Genomic DNA, 17,391 nt, shown 5'->3' with positions numbered 1-17,391 from the left:
CCAACCCATTCCGAAAGGCAATTCCGTGCTGTCACTCGTCCTGCCGAAGGGGTCGCTGGAGAAGGCGACCATGCAGCTGTTCGACGCCGCCGACCTCACCGTCCGGCGCGCCTCGGACCGCGACTACCGCGCCTCCATCGACGACCCGCGCATCGACCGCGTCCGGGTCCTGCGCCCGCAGGAGATCCCGACCTACCTCGAGCAGGGCCTGTTCGACCTCGGCATCACCGGCCGCGACTGGATCACCGAGACCGACTCCGACGTGGTCAGCCTCGGCGAGCTCCAGTACTCCAAGGCGACCTCCAACCCGGTCCGCGTGATCATGGCGGTGCCGGAGGACGCGCCCTGGCAGAGCGTGTCGGACCTGCCGGAGGGCGTCCGGATCTCCACCGAGTTCCCGGCGATGACCAAGCGGTTCCTCGACAAGCACGGCGTGAAGGCGAAGGTCGTCCCGTCCTACGGCGCGACCGAGGCGAAGGTCCCCGACATCGTGGACGCGATCGTCGACCTCACCGAGACCGGCTCGTCGCTCCGCAAGAACGGCCTGCGCATCCTCGACACCCTCCTGACCAGCTACACCGAGCTGGTCGCCAACCGGGAGGCCTACGAGGACGCCGAGAAGCGCGCCGCGATGGAGGACGTCTCCCTGCTGCTGCAGGGCGCGATCCGCGCGCGCGGCAACGTGCTGCTGAAGCTGAACGTCGCCCAGTCCGACCTGCCGAAGGTCCTGGACATCATGCCGTCGATGTCGTCGCCCACGGTCACCTCGCTGGCCGGCGGCGACTCCAGCGCGGTCGAGTCCGTCGTCGCCAAGCGCGGGGTGAACACGCTGATCCCGGCGCTGAAGGCGGCCGGCGCGCACGACATCCTCGAGATCCCCATCTCGAAGATCGTTGACTGAGGTCAGGGCCCTTCCGGTCGTGTGGCGTCCCCGCACCACACGGCTCGTGGCCTACATCACGGCGGGCGTGGTCGTGCTCGGCCTGATCGCGCTCGCCGTGGTGGTGGCCCCCCAGTTCAAGCTGTTCGACCGGATCCTCATCGTCGTGTTCGGCCTGGTCGTCGCGTGGGTCCTGCACATGCTGGCCCGCTGCCGCGTCACCGCCGACGAGTCGGGCCTCACGGTCGTGAACGCGTTCCGCACCCGCCGCCTCGACTGGCCCGAGGTGCTCGGCGTGTCGATGACCGAGGGCGACCCGTGGCCCACCCTCGACCTCGCGGACGGCACGTCCATCGGCGCGATGGGCATCAACGGCGCCGAGAAGGCCCTCGCCGCCCGCCAGCTCACCGAGCTGAAGGCCCTCCTGCGCACCCGCAGCGAAACCCCCGACCCCGCCTGACACCCCGGTGTCGGCATTCGCCGGGCAGGGGGCCGTATTCCTGCGCCAGAATGCCTGCATGGGTGCGGAGAGCGTCGACATGGACGCAAAGGGTATCCGGGCGAGCGTCGATTCCTTGCCTGACTGGGTATTCCCGCCGCCCGGCGGGTTCACCGCCGATCATTTTCTGCGCATGCGCGACCTGCCGCGCCAGGCCGAGCTGATCGACGGAGCTCTGATCTTCGCCGCCCCTCAGACGCGCTGGCACTCGCACACGGTGAGCCTGCTGACCGCCGAGCTGCGGCGTCAGGCTCCTGAGGACCTGGATGCCATCCACGGCATGACGGTGAGACTCGACGAACGCCAGGCACCGGCAACGGACGTGGTGGTCGTGACGGCGGAGGCCATGCGTCGTGAACGGCCGGATCACTATTTCTTCCCGGAAGACGTCCGGCTCGTCGTAGAGGCCGTCCTGCCGGACTCGGCGATCCGCGACCGCGACGTCAAGCCGCGCCGATACGCCGCCGCCGGGATCAAGCACTTCTGGCGCGTCGAGCAGGACGGCAGGGACGCGGTCGTCTACGTTCACGAGCTCGCCCCTGCCGGCCAGACGTACCTCCAGACCGGGATCCATTACGACCGGCTCGAACTGACAGTGCCGTTCATCATCGACATCGGACTCGGAGACGTCGGGAGGCGCCTCTGACGACTCGCCGGGGTGCCCGTGCCGCCTGTTCTAGGCTGTTGGGAGGACCAGGCGCTGCAACTTGTGCAATGGTGTTGACATGAGCGCGCAGAGTATCGATACATATGCAGAAAGTGGTCACATGGAGCCCGAGCCGCTGCCAGACTGGGTGATCCCCCCGCCGGGCGGCTTCACCGCCGACGACTTCCTGCGCATGCGCGGTCTGCCCCGGCACACGGAGCTGATCGACGGGAGCCTGGTCTTCGTGGGCCCGCAACGGATGTGGCATTCCTGGCTCATCAGGTCCCTGGCCAATGAGCTGGATCGCCAAGCCCCGTCCGGCCTCCGGGCCTTGGACCAGATGACGCTCAAACTCGCTGAGCGCCAAGCGCCGGAACCCGACGTCTCGGTGTTCAAGGCGGAAGCCTGGAGCATGCAGCGCACCCACCTGCTGCCGGACGAGGTCGTGCTGGTCATCGAGGTGGTGTCACCGGAGGCGAAGGAGCGCGACCGGGACACCAGACCACGCAAGTACGCGGCCGCCGGGATCCGGCACTTCTGGCGGGTCGAGGAGGACGGGGAGCGAACGGTCGTCTACGTGTACGAGATCGATCCGGCGTCCGGGGACTACTTCCTGACGGGCATTCATCACGATCGCCTCAAGGTGACGGTGCCGTTCGATATCGAGATCGACCTGGCGGCCATCGACGCGCACCGGTAGGCGGCGGGTCAGTCGGTGGGGGTGGCGGGGGCCGGGGGGACTCGGTAGGGGTCGGTGGAGCCGAAGGCCCAGTCGAGCATGCGGGCGGCGTCGGTGAAGCGGGCGCGCTCGTCGGTCGTGGAGCTGTTGAGGACGATGCCGGTGAGGGCGCGGCCGTCGCGGCGGGCGGCGAACAGCAGGGAGTAGCCGGCGGCGTCGGTCGTGCCGGTCTTGATGCCGGCCGCGCCGCGGTAGGAGCCGAGGAGCCGGTTGGTGTTCTTCCAGGTGTAGGCGTGGTGGGTCTTGGTCCGAGCGAGCTTGTAGGTGCGGCGGCCGACGGTGGTGCGGAAGACCGCGTCGTCCATCGCGTAGCCGGCTAGGCGGACCTGGTCGCGGGCGGTGGAGCGGGTGGACGTGGCGGTCGGCCAGGGCAGGCCGTCGAAGTTGGCGTAGGTGGTGTGGTCGAGGCCGAGTTCGCGGGCGGCCTCGTTCATCTTGGCGACGAACCGGCCCTTGCCGGGGCCGTAGGCGTCGGCGAGGGCGTAGGCGGCGTCGCAGCCGGACGGCAGCAGCAGCGCGTTGAGGAGCTGGCGCACGGTGAGCCGGTCGCCGGTGCGCAGGCCGGCGGTGCTGCCGTCGTGCTTCTTCGCGTACGTCAGGTACTTGCGCTTGATCTTGATCTCGCGGCCGAGGCCGCCCTCGTGCAGGACGACGAGCGCGGTCATCACCTTGGTGATGCTGGCGATGGGGCGTTCGGTGTCGGCGGCGCGTGACCACACGGTGATGCCGGACGTCGCGTCGTACAGCAGCGCCGACTTGGCTCCGACGCCGGCCGGTCCGGCGGTGGGACGCGCCGCCGCCGCGCGGGCGGGCGCCACCGTCAGCGACGGGACGGCGACCAGGGAAAGGACGGCGATCGTGCGGTGGCGGGCGGCGAGTCTGGTGATCACATTCGGACACTGCCACCCGGACGGGCCGTCTTCAAGCACCGTGCAGGCCCGCCACCAGCGCGAACACGACCTGTATGGTTAACCCTACAGATCTACCTGTATGGTCGACCGTACAGATCGGAGGGGCAATGGGAATCGACGCGTGGATCGGGCGGCTGCCCAAGGTCGAGCTGCATGTGCATCTGGAGGGTTCGCTGCGGCCGGCGACGCTGCTGTCGCTGGCGCGGCGCCACGGCGTCGACCTGGCCGAGGACGTCGAGGCGCTCTACCGGTTCGAGGACTTCGGCGACTTCGCGCGGCTGTTCCTCGCCGGGCTGAACGTCCTGCGCGGCGCCGAGGACTTCGTGGACGCCACCGTCGCTCTGGCCGGGGAGCTGGCGGCGCAGAACGTCCGGTACGCCGAGGTGACGACGACGCCGGTGCAGCACCACCGCCGCGGCGTCGTGCTGGAGGAGTACGCGGCCGGGCTGGACGAGGGCCGGCGGCGCGCCCGCGACGAGCACGGCGTGGAGATCGGCTGGATCTGCGACATCTCCCGCGAGTCGGAGGCGCCGGACTCGCACTTCACGGTGGACTTCCTGCTCGGCCGGACGGCGCCCGGCGGGGTGATCGGCCTCGGTCTCGGCGGCGTGGAGGAGGGGTTCCCGCCGGAGCCGTTCGCGTCCTCGTTCGCGAAGGCGAAGGCGGCCGGGCTGGCCGCGCTGCCGCACGCCGGGGAGACCGTCGGCCCGGAGAGCATCTGGGGCGCGCTGCGGTCGCTGAAGGCCGACCGGATCGGGCACGGCATCCGCTGCCTGGACGACCCGGCCCTGGTCGCGCACCTCGCCGAACGGCGGATCCCGCTGGAGGTGGCGCCCACGTCCAACGTCGCCCTCAAGCTGGCGAAGGACCCGGAGAGCCACGTGCTCGGCGAGCTGGCGCGGGCGGGGCTGGTCGTGACGCTGAACACCGACGATCCGGCCTACTTCCGGACGACGCTGAACGACGAGTTGCGCATGGCCCATGACCTGCACGGCTTCACGCGACGCGCGCTGCTGGACGCGCAGGTCACCGCACTGGAAGTCTCGTACGCGCCCGCTGCGACCAAGGCCGCCGTCCGGCGGGAACTCGACGACGTCGCCCTGTGACGAGGAGGCATCTGCCATGGCACGCCCGCCGGGAGCGGACCGTCCGCTGTACGTGCGCATCGCGATGTCGCTCAAGAGCCGGATCCTGGCAGGGCACTACACGCCCGGGCAGCGGCTGCCGGGGGAGGACGACCTCGCCGCGGCGATGGGCGCCAGCCGCAGCACCGTCCGCCAGGCGCTGACCGAGCTCCGCGACACCGGCTATGTGACCAGCCGCCGCGGATCGGGCAGCTACGTCGCGGACCCGCTGCCGATCGAGCCGCTGTCGCCGCGGTCGGGCCCGGTCTACACCGGCTTCCTCGACGACCTGGACAACGAGGCCCACCACGTCGTCGAACGCGACCGCGTCCAGGAAGAGCTGCTCGCGGACGAGGCGCTGGCCGCGCGCCTGAAGATCCCGGTGGGCGCACCCGTGGTCCGCTACCGCGCCACCCGGCTCCGCCACGGCGTCCCGTACGGCGTCGCGACCGACGTTCTGCCCCGAACGGTCGCCGACCGCATCACCCCGGACGTCCTCGACGCGAGCCCCACGATCGTCGACGCGCTGGCGCTCGCGGGAAGCCGCGTCGCCGAGAGCCTGCAGCGCCTCGAACCCGCCGTCCTGGACGCGGAAGACGCGCGGCGCTGCGGCACGTCCGCCGGCGACCCGGTGCTCGCCATCACCGGCACCGCCTACGACGCCGGCCGCGCGCCGATCGACGCCTACACGCTGACGGTCGTCACCGGCTACGGCATAGGCCTGCACCTGACCCGCGCCACCAGCGCGGACGGCGGCGCCTAAAGGGCGGCCACGAGCGTGACGGCGCCGGCGGTGATGAGAGCGGCGGCCCACACACGGTCCAGGTTGAACCAGGCGCGCCGCAGGATCGCCAGCCCCACGATCTCGTAGACGGCGACGGCGATGATCCCGGCGACCGCCAGCATCGCCAGCGTGTGCACGCCGGTCACGAAGATCGCGGCGGACACGGCGTTCCCGGACGCCGACGCGAACCCGTGGTGGTGTCCGGCGGGGACCGTCCCGGACGAGGTGAGCACGGGCAGCAGCATCAGCCCCGCGCCGTGCGCCGACGACATCAGGAACGACCAGGCGGCGAGCTGCCACAGCGAGATCCGCATGCCGACCCAGCGGAAGTGCCGCTGCGACAGCAGCCGCCACAGCCCGAACCCGACGAGGATGATCCCGCCGCCGATCGCGACCGCCTGGGTCGCCACCACCGACCGGGTCAGCGCGACGAGGAGCGCGACGGCCCCGACGGACGCGGCGTGGCCCGCGGCGATCGCCGGCAGCGACTGCAGGACGAGGGCCCTGCTGCGCTCCTGGAGGCCGCGGGCCACGGCGAACAGCCAGCCCATGGCCGGGTTGAGGCCGTGGAAGGCGCCCATCGCGACGAGCGCGGCGAGCGAACCGTCCTTCACCGCTACGGGTAGCAGTAGGAGTCGGACGACGCGTCGCCGCCCTGCAGCCGCGTCTGGTGGGGGCGCCTGCCGCGGAACGCGTCGCCGTGCGGGAAGAACCGCTCGTCGAGCGCGAAGCCGTCGGCGGTGGAGTCGAGCTTGGCCATCCAGGCGCCGACGCCGTCGGGGTAGAACTGGTCGTCCCAGGAGCCGTAGAGCGAGTTGGTGACGTAGACACGCTTCCCGTCGCGGCTGACCTCGACCATCTGGGGCCCGCCGGCGAGCGGCAGGTCCGGCGCGGCCGGGTGCGGGGTGCGGCCGACGATGCCGCCGATGCGCACCGAGCCGGCCTCGACGGGGTGGAACGGGTCGCTGACGTCGTAGCGCTTCAGCTCGCCGGTGCCCCAGCACGACACGTACAGCCACTGGTCGTCCACCGACAGGTCGATGTCGGTGACCAGCGGCGGGACGGCGCCGAACGGCGCGATGACGTCCGGCAACCGCGACGCGTCGGCGGGTTCGGCGGGGATGGTGATGACCTTCGTCGCGGCCCACCGGTCGCCGTCGCGGTGCCACAGCCACACCGACGCCGACAGGTCCTCGACGCTGACGACGACGCCCGCGAAGCCGTACTGCTTGGTCGGGTCGTGCGCGGGCCGCAGCTCCAGCACCATCTGGTGCTCGTCGCCGAGGTCGACCTCCTGGACGTGGCGGCGCTTGCGCAGGTCCCAGAAGTGCAGCGAGTGCCCGTACTTGCGGCCGAGCAGCAGCTCCCCGACGACACCGTCCTCGAGCATGGACGGGGTGCCCCACTCGGAGGTGATGAGCACGTCGTGCGCGATGTGCCACCAGGCGTCGTAGGCGAAGTACTGCGGGCCGCGGTCGACCTCCCAGCGGCCGAGGACGTCGAACGAGGTGTGGTCGAGCAGCGCGATCCCGCCCGGCCCGTCCTCTCCATTGGCGCCGCCGAGCGCGGTCAGGTACAGCCCTTCCGGGCCGCAGTGGACGGTGTGGGGGCGCGAGTACCCGGCGCGTTTCGCCAGCTCGTCGGGCTCCAGCACCTTGATGATCTCCGGCGCGGTCGGCTTGTCCTTCGTGTCGATGACGTAGACGCGCGACGACCGCAGCCCCGGCACGATCAGGTAGCGGCGCTCCACGTGCGGGTGCGGCGCGTAGGGGCACAGGGCGCTGCTGCACGCGTTCCATCCGAAGTGGTGCAGCTCGTCGCCGAGGTAGGGCAGGTCCGTCCAGCCGACGACGTCGCCGTAGGACGCCGAGCCGGGGTCGACGTCGAGGACGGCGATCGCGTCCGGCTTCTCCGCCGCGCGGTCGAACGCCGCGACGTAGGCGAGCTTCTCCGGCGGCGCGGACACCGCGTCCCGCGGCGAGGCGTAGAAGGTCGGGTCGGGCTTCCACAGTGCCATTGCGGGTCCCTTCAGGAGACGGTGACCGGGTGGCGGACGACGGCGCCGAACAGGTAGCCGAGCGTGTTGTACGGCGCGGTGGACGGCTGGGACGCGCCGGTGTCGTCGGTCGCGCGGGCGAGCAGCTCGTGGGCTCCGGGACCGTCCGGCCGCCAAGGGAACTCCCAGCGGACCCAGCCGCGCCCGTCGGCGTGCCGGTCGCGCAGGCGGGCGTGCCGCCAGGTGCCGCCGCCGTCCACGCTGACCTCGACCTTCTTCACGCGCCCCGTCCCGGACCAGGAGCGTCCGTGCAGGACCTGGGGGCGGGCGGGCAGCGGCGCGTCCCACGGCAGTTCGAACGCCGACTTGACGTTCATGCGGGTGAGCGGCGCGCTGCCCTCGGGCGGGTAGCCGGGGCCGAAGAGCCGGTAGTAGCGGGTGTTCCACGGGGAGAAGAGCGGCTCGTCGGCGACCTGGATGTCGCCGACCCACTTGATGTTGGCGACGCCGACCCAGGACGGGACGACGAGCCGGACGGGGAAGCCGTGGTCGGGCGGCAGCGGCGCGCCGTTCATCTCGTAGGCGAGCAGGACGTCCTTGAGCGCCTTGGCGACGGGCAGGGGACGCCTGACCCGGCCGAGGTTCTCGCCTTTGTCCACGAAGTCAGCGTCCAGCCCGCGGGGGAGGATGTCCACCGCCTCAGGGGTGAGACCCGCGCGTTCGAGGACGGCCGACAGCGGCACGCCGCGCCAGCGGGCGACGCCCACGGCGCCGAGCTTCCACGAGGTGCCGGACACCTGCTGTCCCTGCTGGGAGGCGTAGAAGCCGCGCCCGTTGCCGGTGCATTCGATGAACGAGGTGATGGTCTCGGCGCGCATGCCGAGGAGGTCCTCGTAGGAGAACTCGACGGGACGCTCCTCCGGCGGTGCGCCGTGCAGGCCGGTGCCCCAGAGCTTGAGCCGCCAGGTGCGGGCGTCGATGCGCGGGGTGGCGATGTGGTTGCGGACGAAGAACCGGTCCACGGGCGTGAGGTAGCCCTGCCCGCGCATGGCCTCCCAGCGCATCTCCGCATTGGTGCCCTGCGGGATGAACAGGTCGGGCGGCAGCGGTTTGACGATCCCGGTGGCGGGGGCGGTGTCGGCGAACGCCGGGCGCTGGACGGCGGCGCCGAGGGCGGCGCCGAGACCCGCGCCGGCGGACAGCCGCAGCATGCCGCGCCGCGACAGCGCATGGCCGGCCGGTGCCTGGGCCGCGCGGACGCGCTGGTAGGTCGCCTCGTCGGTCAGGTCGCCGTCGTGGCCGGGCTGGGGACGGTGGGGGGTGTCACCGGTTCGCATGTGCTCGATGCTGCTGATCGGCCGCCCGAAAGTCAACTTTCCCTACAGCTTTACCATGGAAACGGAGCCGGAAACGGGGGATGCGGACGTCTGGGAGTCCGCCGCTCCGCTGGGTAGCCTGGCGAGCATGGCGGAGACGGCGTCGACGGCGGCGGGCGGGGTCGGCTCGCCCGCGGACCTCGCGACCCTGCTGGACCGGCACGCCTACCTCTGCGACGAGGGCCTCGCCACCGCGTGCTTCCTCGCGCTGCGGATGGGCCGGCCGCTCTTCCTGGAGGGCGAGGCCGGGGTCGGCAAGACGGAGCTGGCCAAGACCCTCGCGACCGCGCTCGGCGCGCCGCTGATCCGGCTGCAGTGCTACGAGGGCCTCGACGCCTCGCAGGCCCTCTACGACTGGGACTTCCCCCGCCAGCTCCTGCACCTGCGCGCCGCCGAGGCCGCCGGCGTCGGCGACGTCGCGCGGCTGGAAGGCGAGCTGTACGACCGGCGGTTCCTGCTCGCCCGGCCGCTGCTGCGGGCGCTGGAGACCTCCCCGAGCGTGCTGCTCGTCGACGAGCTGGACCGCGCCGACGACGAGTTCGAGGCGTTCCTGCTCGAGGTGCTCAGCGACTTCACCATCACCGTCCCCGAGCTCGGCACGATCCGCGCCGAGCGCCCGCCGGTCGTCGTCGTCACGTCCAACCGGACCCGCGAGGTGCACGACGCGCTGAAGCGCCGCTGCCTGTATCACTGGCTGGAGCACCCGTCGTTCGACCGCGAGGTCGCGATCATCCGGCGGCGGCTGCCCGCCGCGGCCGCGCGGCTGGCCGGGCAGGTCGCGGGCGCGGCGCAGCGGCTCCGGACCCGGGACCTGCTCAAGCCGCCGGGCGTCGCGGAGACCCTGGACTGGACCGAGGCGCTGGTCGCGCTCGGCGTCCGCGAGCTGGACCCGGGCACCGCCGCGGTGACGCTCGGCGCCGTGCTCAAGTACCGCGAGGACCAGCAGCGCGTCCTCGCCGGCGGCCTCGACGCCCTGCTGAACGGCGGGTGAGCGGCGGTGCGGGACGTCACCGAGACGATGGTCGGGTTCGCCCGGACGCTGCGCGCCGCCGGCGGCTCCGCCGACCCCGAGCGCGTCCAGGCGATGCTCGCCGCGCTCGACCACCTCGACGTCCTCGACCCGTCCGAGGTGTACTGGGCGGGACGGCTCACGCTGTGCGCCGACCCCGACGACCTCGCCCGCTACGACCGCTGCTTCGCCGCGTACTTCTCCGGCGCGACGGCGCGCCCGTCCCGCCGCCCGCCGCCCGTGGTCGTCCGCCGCGTGACGGTCGCCGAACCGGACGGCGGCGCGGGCGGCGAGGACGACGGCGAGCTGAACGCGGCGACCGCCAGCGCCGTCGAGGTGCTCCGCGACCGGGACGTCGCGCGGCTCACCGCCGCCGAGCGCGCCGAGGTCGCCCGGCTGATCGCGGTGCTGGACGCGGGCGCCGAGCGCCGCCGGTCGCGCCGGTTCGCGCCCGCGCCGTCCGGCCGCCTCGACCCGGCCCGCACCGTCCGCGAGACGCTGCGGCGCGGCGGCGAGACGTCGCTGCTGCGGCACCGGGCGCACCGCACCCGGCCGCGCCGCGTCGTGCTGATCGTGGACGTCAGCGGGTCGATGAGCCCGTACGCGGACGCGCTGCTGCGGTTCGCGCACGCCGCGGCCCGCTCCGGCGGCCGCGACGTCGAGGTGTTCAGCGCGGGGACGCGGCTGACCCGGCTCACCCGCGAGCTGCGGCACCGCGACGCGGACGCGGCGATGGCGGCGGCGTCCGCGGCGATCCCGGACTGGAGCGGCGGCACCCGGCTCGGCGAGGAGCTGAAGGAGTTCCTCGACCGGTTCGGGCAGCGGGGCCTGGCGCGCGGCGCGGTCGTGGTGATCGCCTCCGACGGCTGGGAGCGCGGCGACGCGTCCCTGCTCGGCGCGCAGATGGCCCGGCTGCGGCGGCTCGCGCACCGGGTGATCTGGGCGAACCCGCACAAGGCGCGGCCCGGGTACGAGCCGCTCACCGCGGGGATGGCGGCGGCACTGCCGCACGTCGACGACTTCACCTCCGGCCACAGCCTCGCCGCCCTGGAGGGCCTGGCGCGGCTGGTCGCCGGCACCGGAAAGGAGCGGGCGCATGCGCGACGTGCTGGATGACATCGCCGGCTGGTACGCGGCGGGGGAGACGTTCGGGCTGGCGACGGTGGTGAACACCTTCCGCAGCGCGCCGCGCCCGGCGGGCGCGGCGATGGCGGTGTCGGCGGGCGGCGAGGTCGCCGGCAGCGTGTCCGGGGGGTGCGTCGAGGGCGCCGTCTACGAGCTGGCGCAGTCGGTCATGGCGAGCGGCGAGCCGGTCGTCCAGCGGTACGGGGTGACCGACGACGACGCGTTCGCGGTGGGGCTGACCTGCGGCGGGATCCTGGACGTGCTGATCGAGCCGGTGAGCGCCGCGACGTTCCCGGAGTTCGCGGACGTCGCCGCGGCGATCGAGGCGCGCGAACCGGTCGCGGTCGCGACGGTCGTCGCCGGACCGGGCCGCATCGGCGCGCGCCGCGTCATCTGGCGGGACCGCGCGGCGGGCTCGCTCGCCCCCGGCGAACCGCACGAGGCGCGCCTGAACGCGGCGGTCGACGACGACGCGCGCGGCATGCTCGCGCAGGGCCTCACCGGGCAGCGGCACTACGGCCGCGAGGGGGAGCGGCGGCTGGACGACCTCGCGGTGTTCGTCCACTCGTTCGCGCCGCCGCCCCGGCTGCTGGTGTTCGGCGCGATCGACTTCGCGGCGGCGGTGGCGCGGGTCGGCAAGTTCCTCGGCTACCACGTGACGGTCTGCGACGCGCGGCCGGTGTTCGCGACGCCCAAGCGGTTCCCGGACGCCGACGAGGTCGTGGTGAAGTGGCCGCACAAGTACCTGGAGGAGGCCGGCGGCGCGATCGACGAGCGGACCGCGATCGCCGTCCTCACCCACGACCCGAAGTTCGACGTCCCGCTGCTGGAGGTGGCGCTGCGGACGCGCGCCGGGTACGTCGGCGCGATGGGGTCGCGGCGCACCCACGACGACCGGCTCGCCCGGCTGCGCGAGGCGGGCCTCACCGACGCCGAGCTCGGGCGGCTGCGCTCGCCGATCGGGCTGGACCTCGGCGCGCGGACGCCGGAGGAGACCGCGGTGTCGATCGCGGCGGAGCTGGTGCAGCTGCGCTGGGGCGGGTCGGGGCGGCCGCTCACCGACACCAGCGGCAGGATCCACGCCGGCGGCTGATCCGCGGGCTACCCTCGGCGGATGACCGCGAAGGAGTTGAGCCGGCACGGCGCGGAGCCCCCGGCCGGCCTGCTGCTCGCCGCGGGCGAGGGCAGCCGCCTCGGCCGCCCGAAGGCGCTGGTGGAGCTGGACGGGGAGCGGCTCGTCGACCGGGGCGTGCGGACGCTGCGCGACGGCGGCTGCGCCCCGGTGCTGGTGGTGGCGGGCGCCGCGCAGGTCGAGGTGATCGGCGCCGTGGTGGTGCCGAACCCCGACTGGCGGGACGGGATGGGCTCGTCGCTGCGCGCCGGGCTCGCGGCGCTGCCGCCGGGATGCCCCGCCGTGGTCGTCGCGCTCGTCGACCAGCCGCGGGTGACCGCGGCCGCGATCGCCCTGCTCGTCGCGGCCTACGACGCGGGCGCGGAGATCGCGGTGGCGACGTACGGCGGCGCGCCGCGCAACCCCGTCCTGCTGCGGGCCGAGCACTTCGCCGCGGTCGCCGAGGCCGCGGTCGGGGACATGGGCGCGCGGGGCTTCCTGCGCGCCCACCCCGACCTGGTGACCCGCGTCCCCTGCGACGACGTCGCGTCCCCCGACGACATCGACACCCCCGAGGACCTCGCCGCCTTCACCCGCCCGGACCGCTGACCCGCCGCGGGCCGGGGCGACGGGCCGGGCTCGCCGTGGCGGCTCGCCGGGTCAGCGGGAGCGGGCCTCGGTGACGGCGCGCTCGTAGGTCAGGAGCGTGTCGATGAACAGGCGGCGCTGCGCGGGGGTGAGCGGTTCCAGCGCGGTGCGCCACGCGCCCGCGCCCTGACCGAGCCACCCGTTGATCGCGGGCAGGTGCTCGCCGGCGACGCTGACGATGGTGCGGCGCCGGTCGGCGGGATCCTCGCGGCGCTCCAGGATGCCCTGCCGGCTGAGGTCGCCGACCATCAGGCTGACCGTGGCGGGCGCGACCTCCAGCCGCGCGGCCAGCTCGTTGACGCTCATCGGGCCGTCGAACAGCAGGTAGGCCAGCAGCGACAGGTGGCGGGGCGCCAGATCGAACGCCGCCAGCTCGTCCGGCACCCGGATCCGCTTGGCCGCCGACACCAGCCGCGGCATCAGCAGCAGCATCGTCCGGATGCCGTCGTCGACGTCCGGTCCCGCGCTCTCTTCGGTTGACATGCCTCTGCGTCCAAAATAGCTTTGTTCCATAAAAGACTTTGCTTGCAAAGCAAAGTCTCGTTCCGTGCGTCCAGGATAGGAGACCGGCTCGTGAGCGACTGGAACAGGGCGATCATCGAGGAGTTCCGGGCGAACGGCGGCGCCGTCGGCGGCCCGTTCGCCGGCGCCGACCTGCTGCTGCTGACCGCCACCGGCGCCAAGACGGGCAGCAGGTACACCACGCCGCTCGGGTACATGGCCGACGGCGACCGGCTGCTGGTGTTCGCGTCCAACGCCGGCGCCGACCACGACCCGGACTGGTACCGCAACGTCCGCGCCGACCCGCGCGTCACGGTCGAGGTCGGGACGGAGACCTTCGACGGCGTCGCGCTGCCGGTCGAGGGGGAGGAGCGCGACCGGCTGTACGCGCGGCAGGGCGAGCTCGTCCCCGCCTACGCCGAGTACCAGCGCAACACGTCCCGCGTCATCCCGGTCGTCGCCCTGCACCGCGCCCACCTGGACGGGCGGGCGTGGGCCATCGGCGACGAACTGGTGCAGATCCACAACGACCTGCGCGCGCAGCTCGCCGGCCTTCGCGACGCCGTTCTCGCCTCCCCCGACGGGCGTCCCGCTCCGCTGCCCGACCTGCGGGGACAGCTGCGCGAGCATTGCGTGTCGGTGTGCGACGTGCTCGGCGAGCACCACGACAACGAGGAGGGCCGCGCGTTCCCGCGCCTGGAGGCGCAGTTCCCCGGCCTCGCGCCGGTCATCGAGCGGCTGCGCCGCGAGCACGTCGAGGTGACCGGCGCCCGCAAGGAGCTCCAGGCCATGGTGGACGACCTCGGCTCCGCCGACCCCGGCCGTGTGCGCGCTGAACTCGACCGGATCACCGCCGACCTGGACGCGCACTTCGCCTACGAGGAGGAGCAGCTAGGCGCCGTCCTCAACGCCGTCGGCCCGATCTGGCGCACCGGCCCGCACCGCCCGTAACGGAGGCACCGCCCGTAACGGAGGCTAGGACGCGGGCAGGACGCTCTCGTCGAGGGCGCCGCAGTCGACGGCGCGGCGGAGCCGGTCGGTGAGCGCGCGGATCGTGGCGGGCTCGTCCAGCACCCCGCCGGTCGCGGCCTGCTCGTGCCAGGCGCGGACCCGGCCGATCACCTCGTCGGCGCCGGTCAGGTGGAAGGCGTACACGGCGGCGTAGCGGCTCGGCAGGTGCGCGGGATGCAGGTCCCAGCCCTGGTAGAAGCCGTGCCGCAGGGAGTGCCCGACCTGCGCGGCGTGCGCCTGCCAGGTCGCGTTCACCTCGTCCGGGCCGTCGTTGCGCGGGATCACGTTGGACGAGCCGTCCGAGAGCCGGACGCCGGTGCCGGCGAACGCGACCTGCATGACGTGCCGCGCGAAGTCGCAGGCGGGATGGTCGAGGCGCTGCTCCTCCGGCGGCAGCCCGAGCGCGGCGGTGTAGTCGAACACGCCGAAGTGCGCGGCGGTGAGCCGGCCGCCGGCGGCGGCCGCGATGCCGGGCAGCCCGATCCGGCCGTCCGGGGTGAAGATCGCCTCGGTGGTCTCCACCTGCACCTCGAAGCGCAGGATGCCGGACGGCAGGCCGAGCGCGGTCTCCAGCCGGTCGAGGTACTCGACGAACAGCGCGACGTGGTCGGCCGCGACGACCTTGGGGAAGGTGATGGTGAACCCGCCGGGCAGCCGGCCGAGCCGGTCGCGCAGCGCGGTGAGGAACCCGTCGAGGGTGCGCATCGCGCGGTCGTGGCCGCCGTCGGCGAACGACTTGACCCGCACGCCCCAGTAGTGCGGCAGCCCCTTGACCTGGTAGGCGGCGGCGACGGCCTCGACGACCTGGGCGATGTGCGCGTCCTCCTCGTCGTCGGGGCGCACCCCGTAGCCGTCCTCGAAGTCGATCCGCACGTCCTCGATCGGCTCGCGGGCGAGCTTGGCGGCGACCCGCTCGCGGACCGGGCCGGCCAGCTCCGGGTCGAGCCCGAACGCGGCGCCGAACGAGCCGGCGCCGGGGGTGTGGGTGTTCAGCAGGCGCAGCGCCTCCGCGCCGAAGTCGGCGGGCGTCGAGCGGGAGAACCGGTCGGCCGGGACGTAGACCGTGTGCACCGGCTGGCGGCCGTCGGCGCCGCCGGGGAAGCGCTCGCGGTGCTCGTCGCGGACGGCGGCGATGCGCGCGGACAGGTCGTCGAACGAGGAGACGCTGAGGTTCACCCCGCCATGATCCCCCAAGATCCGGGCGATTGTCAGGAGGCGCCCGTTCCGGCCGGAGACCGGACCGGTTCCTCCCGATTGGGGCTACTATAACTAGCCGGGCGGCAAGTAAGTGGGTTCCCGTGTCGCGGGACCTCAGGGGAAGGTGACCATGACCGAACACGGGACGGCCGAGCGCCCGGCGCTCAGCACCCGGCAGATCTACATCGCCATCTTCGGGCTGATGCTCGGGATGTTCCTGGCGATGCTCGACAACCTGATCGTCGGCACCGCGCTGCCCACGATCGTCGGCGACCTCGGCGGGCTGGAGCACCTGTCGTGGGTGGTGACGGCGTACACGCTCGCCACCGCCGCCGCCACCCCCATCTGGGGCAAGCTCGGCGACCTGTACGGCCGCAAGGGCATGTTCATGACCTCGATCGTGGTGTTCCTCGCCGGGTCGATGCTGTCCGGGCTGTCGCAGAACATGGGCGAGCTGATCGGCTTCCGCGCGCTGCAGGGCCTCGGCGCCGGCGGCCTGATGGTCGGCGCCATGTCGATCATCGGCGACCTGGTGCCGCCCCGCGAGCGGGGCCGCTTCCAGGGGCTGATCGGCGCGATGATGCCGGTCGCGTTCGTCGGCGGGCCGCTGCTCGGCGGCTTCCTCACCGACCACCTCAGCTGGCGCTGGGCGTTCTACGTCAACGTCCCGATCGGCGCGGTCGCGCTGCTGGTCATCGCCTTCGGGATGCGGCTGCACACCACCCGCATCAAGGCCCGCATCGACTACGTCGGCGCGACCCTGCTCACCGTCGGGATCGTGTGCGTGACGCTGGTCGCGAGCTGGGGCGGCTCGCAGTACCCGTGGGCGTCCGCGCGGATCGTCGCGCTCGCCGTCGTCGGCGTCGTCGCGCTGGTGGTCTTCGTGTTCGCCGAGACCAGGGTGCCCGAGCCGATCCTGCCGCCGCGGCTGTTCCGCAGCCGCAACTTCACCGCGGCGCAGATCCTCAGCTTCATGGTCGGCGCCGCGATGTTCGGCGCGGTGAACTACCTGCCGCTGTACATGCAGACCGTCCAGGGCGCCAGCCCGACCACCAGCGGGCTGCTGCTGCTCCCGCTGATGTTCGGGATGCTCGCCACGATGCTGATCAGCGGGCAGCTCATCACCCGCACCGGCCGCTACCGGCACTTCCCGATCATCGGCGGCGCGGTGCTGACCGGCGGGATGCTGCTCCTGCTGATGCTGGAGGTGAGCACCAGCACGCTCACCAGCTCGTTCCTGACCATGGGCGTCGGCCTCGGGATGGGCCTGATCATGCAGAACACGATGCTGGTCACGCAGAACAGCGTCGAGCTGCGCGACATGGGCTCGGCCAGCGGGTCGGTCACGCTGTTCCGCACCATCGGCGGCTCGCTCGGCGTGGCGCTCCTCGGCTCCATCTACAACGGCCGGTTCGAGGACGAGGCGGTGCGCAGGCTCGGCGCGGACGCCGGGCACAGGCTCGCCTCCGGCGGCCAGCACGTCACCCCCGACCTGCTGGAGAAACTGCCCGCGCCCGTCCGCGACGCGTTCGAGGCGGGCGTCACCAGCGGCGTGCACGGCATCGCCATCGGCGGGACGGTGCTCGCGGCGATCGCGTTCGTCGTCGCGTGGTTCATCAAGGAGGTCCCGCTGCGCGGCAGCGGCCCCGCCGCCAAGCCGCCCGCCGACACCGTCCCCGCGACGGACGCCGGCACGGTCACCGCCGCCCCGCGCCCCTAGCGGACCCGGCGTTCACTCGCGGCGAGCCGCCGTCAAGGCCCCGGGCCTGAAACGCGGCGAGCCGCCGTCAAGGCCCGGCCCGCCGCCCGGCCTGCTGGAGCGACGGCCCCTCGA

18 protein-coding genes are annotated in these 17,391 nt (G+C 73.1%); 12 read left to right on the top strand and 6 right to left on the bottom strand.

Annotated elements, in window-relative coordinates; translation table 11 throughout:
- Positions 1-25: 25 nt before the first annotated feature.
- The 4 genes from hisG (at position 26) to AB0C78_RS45465 (ending at position 2,725) form a co-directional block, all read left to right on the top strand.
- Entirely contained in the window at positions 26-901 is an 876-nt protein-coding gene (gene hisG, locus AB0C78_RS45480; protein ID WP_151542011.1) for an ATP phosphoribosyltransferase, read from the top strand.
- 46 nt (positions 902-947) lie between these two features.
- Entirely contained in the window at positions 948-1,340 is a 393-nt protein-coding gene (locus AB0C78_RS45475; RefSeq protein ID WP_360760995.1) for a PH domain-containing protein, read from the top strand.
- A gap of 58 nt (positions 1,341-1,398) precedes the next feature.
- The gene (locus AB0C78_RS45470; RefSeq protein ID WP_360760993.1) at positions 1,399-2,025 is read left to right on the top strand and encodes a Uma2 family endonuclease; all 627 of its coding nucleotides are present in this window, start codon (positions 1,399-1,401) and stop codon (positions 2,023-2,025) included.
- A 79-nt stretch (positions 2,026-2,104) separates the two neighbouring features.
- Positions 2,105-2,725 (top strand): Uma2 family endonuclease, encoded by a 621-nt coding sequence (locus AB0C78_RS45465; RefSeq protein ID WP_360760991.1) that lies wholly within the window; start codon positions 2,105-2,107, stop codon positions 2,723-2,725.
- 8 nt (positions 2,726-2,733) lie between these two features.
- On the opposite strand, the gene AB0C78_RS45460 is transcribed toward AB0C78_RS45465, so the two are convergent.
- Positions 2,734-3,654, bottom strand: a complete 921-nt coding sequence (locus tag AB0C78_RS45460; RefSeq protein ID WP_360760989.1) for a serine hydrolase — start codon at positions 3,652-3,654, stop codon at positions 2,734-2,736.
- A gap of 128 nt (positions 3,655-3,782) precedes the next feature.
- Here AB0C78_RS45460 and add point away from each other — a divergent pair, with 128 nt between their 5' ends.
- Together add and AB0C78_RS45450 are read left to right on the top strand one after the other, a co-directional pair.
- A complete protein-coding gene (gene add, locus AB0C78_RS45455) occupies positions 3,783-4,781 on the top strand; it encodes an adenosine deaminase (protein ID WP_360760987.1) in 999 nt (332 codons plus the stop codon).
- 16 nt (positions 4,782-4,797) lie between these two features.
- The gene (locus tag AB0C78_RS45450; RefSeq protein WP_360760985.1) at positions 4,798-5,562 is read left to right on the top strand and encodes a GntR family transcriptional regulator; all 765 of its coding nucleotides are present in this window, start codon (positions 4,798-4,800) and stop codon (positions 5,560-5,562) included.
- Here the strand turns inward: AB0C78_RS45450 and AB0C78_RS45445 are convergent.
- From AB0C78_RS45445 to AB0C78_RS45435, 3 genes are read right to left on the bottom strand one after another with little or no spacing between them, the layout of a single operon-like run.
- On the bottom strand, positions 5,559-6,197 hold the full coding sequence (locus tag AB0C78_RS45445) for a hypothetical protein (RefSeq protein WP_360760983.1): 639 nt from the start codon (positions 6,195-6,197) through the stop codon (positions 5,559-5,561). The genes AB0C78_RS45450 and AB0C78_RS45445 overlap by 4 nt on opposite strands.
- 2 nt (positions 6,198-6,199) lie before the next feature.
- Positions 6,200-7,600, bottom strand: a complete 1,401-nt coding sequence (locus tag AB0C78_RS45440) for a selenium-binding protein SBP56-related protein (protein WP_360760981.1) — start codon at positions 7,598-7,600, stop codon at positions 6,200-6,202.
- Between the two features lie 11 nt (positions 7,601-7,611).
- Positions 7,612-8,916, bottom strand: coding sequence for a sulfite oxidase (locus AB0C78_RS45435; RefSeq protein ID WP_360760979.1), 1,305 nt, complete (start codon positions 8,914-8,916; stop codon positions 7,612-7,614).
- Positions 8,917-9,043: 127 nt separating this feature from the next.
- Between AB0C78_RS45435 and AB0C78_RS45430 the strand changes: the two genes are divergently transcribed.
- From AB0C78_RS45430 to AB0C78_RS45415, 4 genes are read left to right on the top strand one after another with little or no spacing between them, the layout of a single operon-like run.
- Entirely contained in the window at positions 9,044-9,946 is a 903-nt protein-coding gene (locus AB0C78_RS45430) for a MoxR family ATPase (RefSeq protein ID WP_360760977.1), read from the top strand.
- Positions 9,947-9,952: 6 nt separating this feature from the next.
- Positions 9,953-11,080 carry a VWA domain-containing protein gene (locus tag AB0C78_RS45425; RefSeq protein WP_360760975.1) on the top strand — a complete coding sequence of 376 codons (1,128 nt, stop codon included), beginning with the start codon at positions 9,953-9,955 and terminating at the stop codon, positions 11,078-11,080.
- Positions 11,061-12,182: an XdhC family protein gene (locus tag AB0C78_RS45420; RefSeq protein WP_360760973.1), complete on the top strand. Its 1,122-nt coding sequence runs from the start codon at positions 11,061-11,063 to the stop codon at positions 12,180-12,182. Before AB0C78_RS45425 ends, AB0C78_RS45420 begins: the two co-directional genes overlap by 20 nt.
- A gap of 21 nt (positions 12,183-12,203) precedes the next feature.
- The gene (locus AB0C78_RS45415; RefSeq protein ID WP_360760971.1) at positions 12,204-12,809 is read left to right on the top strand and encodes a nucleotidyltransferase family protein; all 606 of its coding nucleotides are present in this window, start codon (positions 12,204-12,206) and stop codon (positions 12,807-12,809) included.
- Between the two features lie 51 nt (positions 12,810-12,860).
- Here the strand turns inward: AB0C78_RS45415 and AB0C78_RS45410 are convergent, their stop codons facing one another.
- Positions 12,861-13,331: a MarR family winged helix-turn-helix transcriptional regulator gene (locus AB0C78_RS45410; protein WP_360760969.1), complete on the bottom strand. Its 471-nt coding sequence runs from the start codon at positions 13,329-13,331 to the stop codon at positions 12,861-12,863.
- A gap of 90 nt (positions 13,332-13,421) precedes the next feature.
- Here AB0C78_RS45410 and AB0C78_RS45405 point away from each other — a divergent pair, with 90 nt between their 5' ends.
- Positions 13,422-14,300, top strand: a complete 879-nt coding sequence (locus tag AB0C78_RS45405; protein ID WP_360760967.1) for a nitroreductase/quinone reductase family protein — start codon at positions 13,422-13,424, stop codon at positions 14,298-14,300.
- Positions 14,301-14,324: 24 nt separating this feature from the next.
- Here the strand turns inward: AB0C78_RS45405 and AB0C78_RS45400 are convergent, their stop codons facing one another.
- The gene (locus AB0C78_RS45400; RefSeq protein ID WP_360760965.1) at positions 14,325-15,536 is read right to left on the bottom strand and encodes an aldolase; all 1,212 of its coding nucleotides are present in this window, start codon (positions 15,534-15,536) and stop codon (positions 14,325-14,327) included.
- A gap of 151 nt (positions 15,537-15,687) precedes the next feature.
- On the opposite strand from AB0C78_RS45400, the gene AB0C78_RS45395 reads away from it, so the two are divergent.
- Positions 15,688-17,277 (top strand): MDR family MFS transporter, encoded by a 1,590-nt coding sequence (locus tag AB0C78_RS45395; RefSeq protein ID WP_360760963.1) that lies wholly within the window; start codon positions 15,688-15,690, stop codon positions 17,275-17,277.
- Positions 17,278-17,391 lie beyond the last annotated feature (114 nt).

Origin of the sequence: Actinomadura sp. NPDC048394, assembly GCF_040651755.1 — a bacterium.
Lineage (GTDB): Bacteria > Actinomycetota > Actinomycetes > Streptosporangiales > Streptosporangiaceae > Spirillospora > Spirillospora montaniterrae.
The sequence above is the reverse complement of the archived record's forward strand: the minus strand, read 5'-3'. Positions and strand labels throughout refer to the sequence as shown.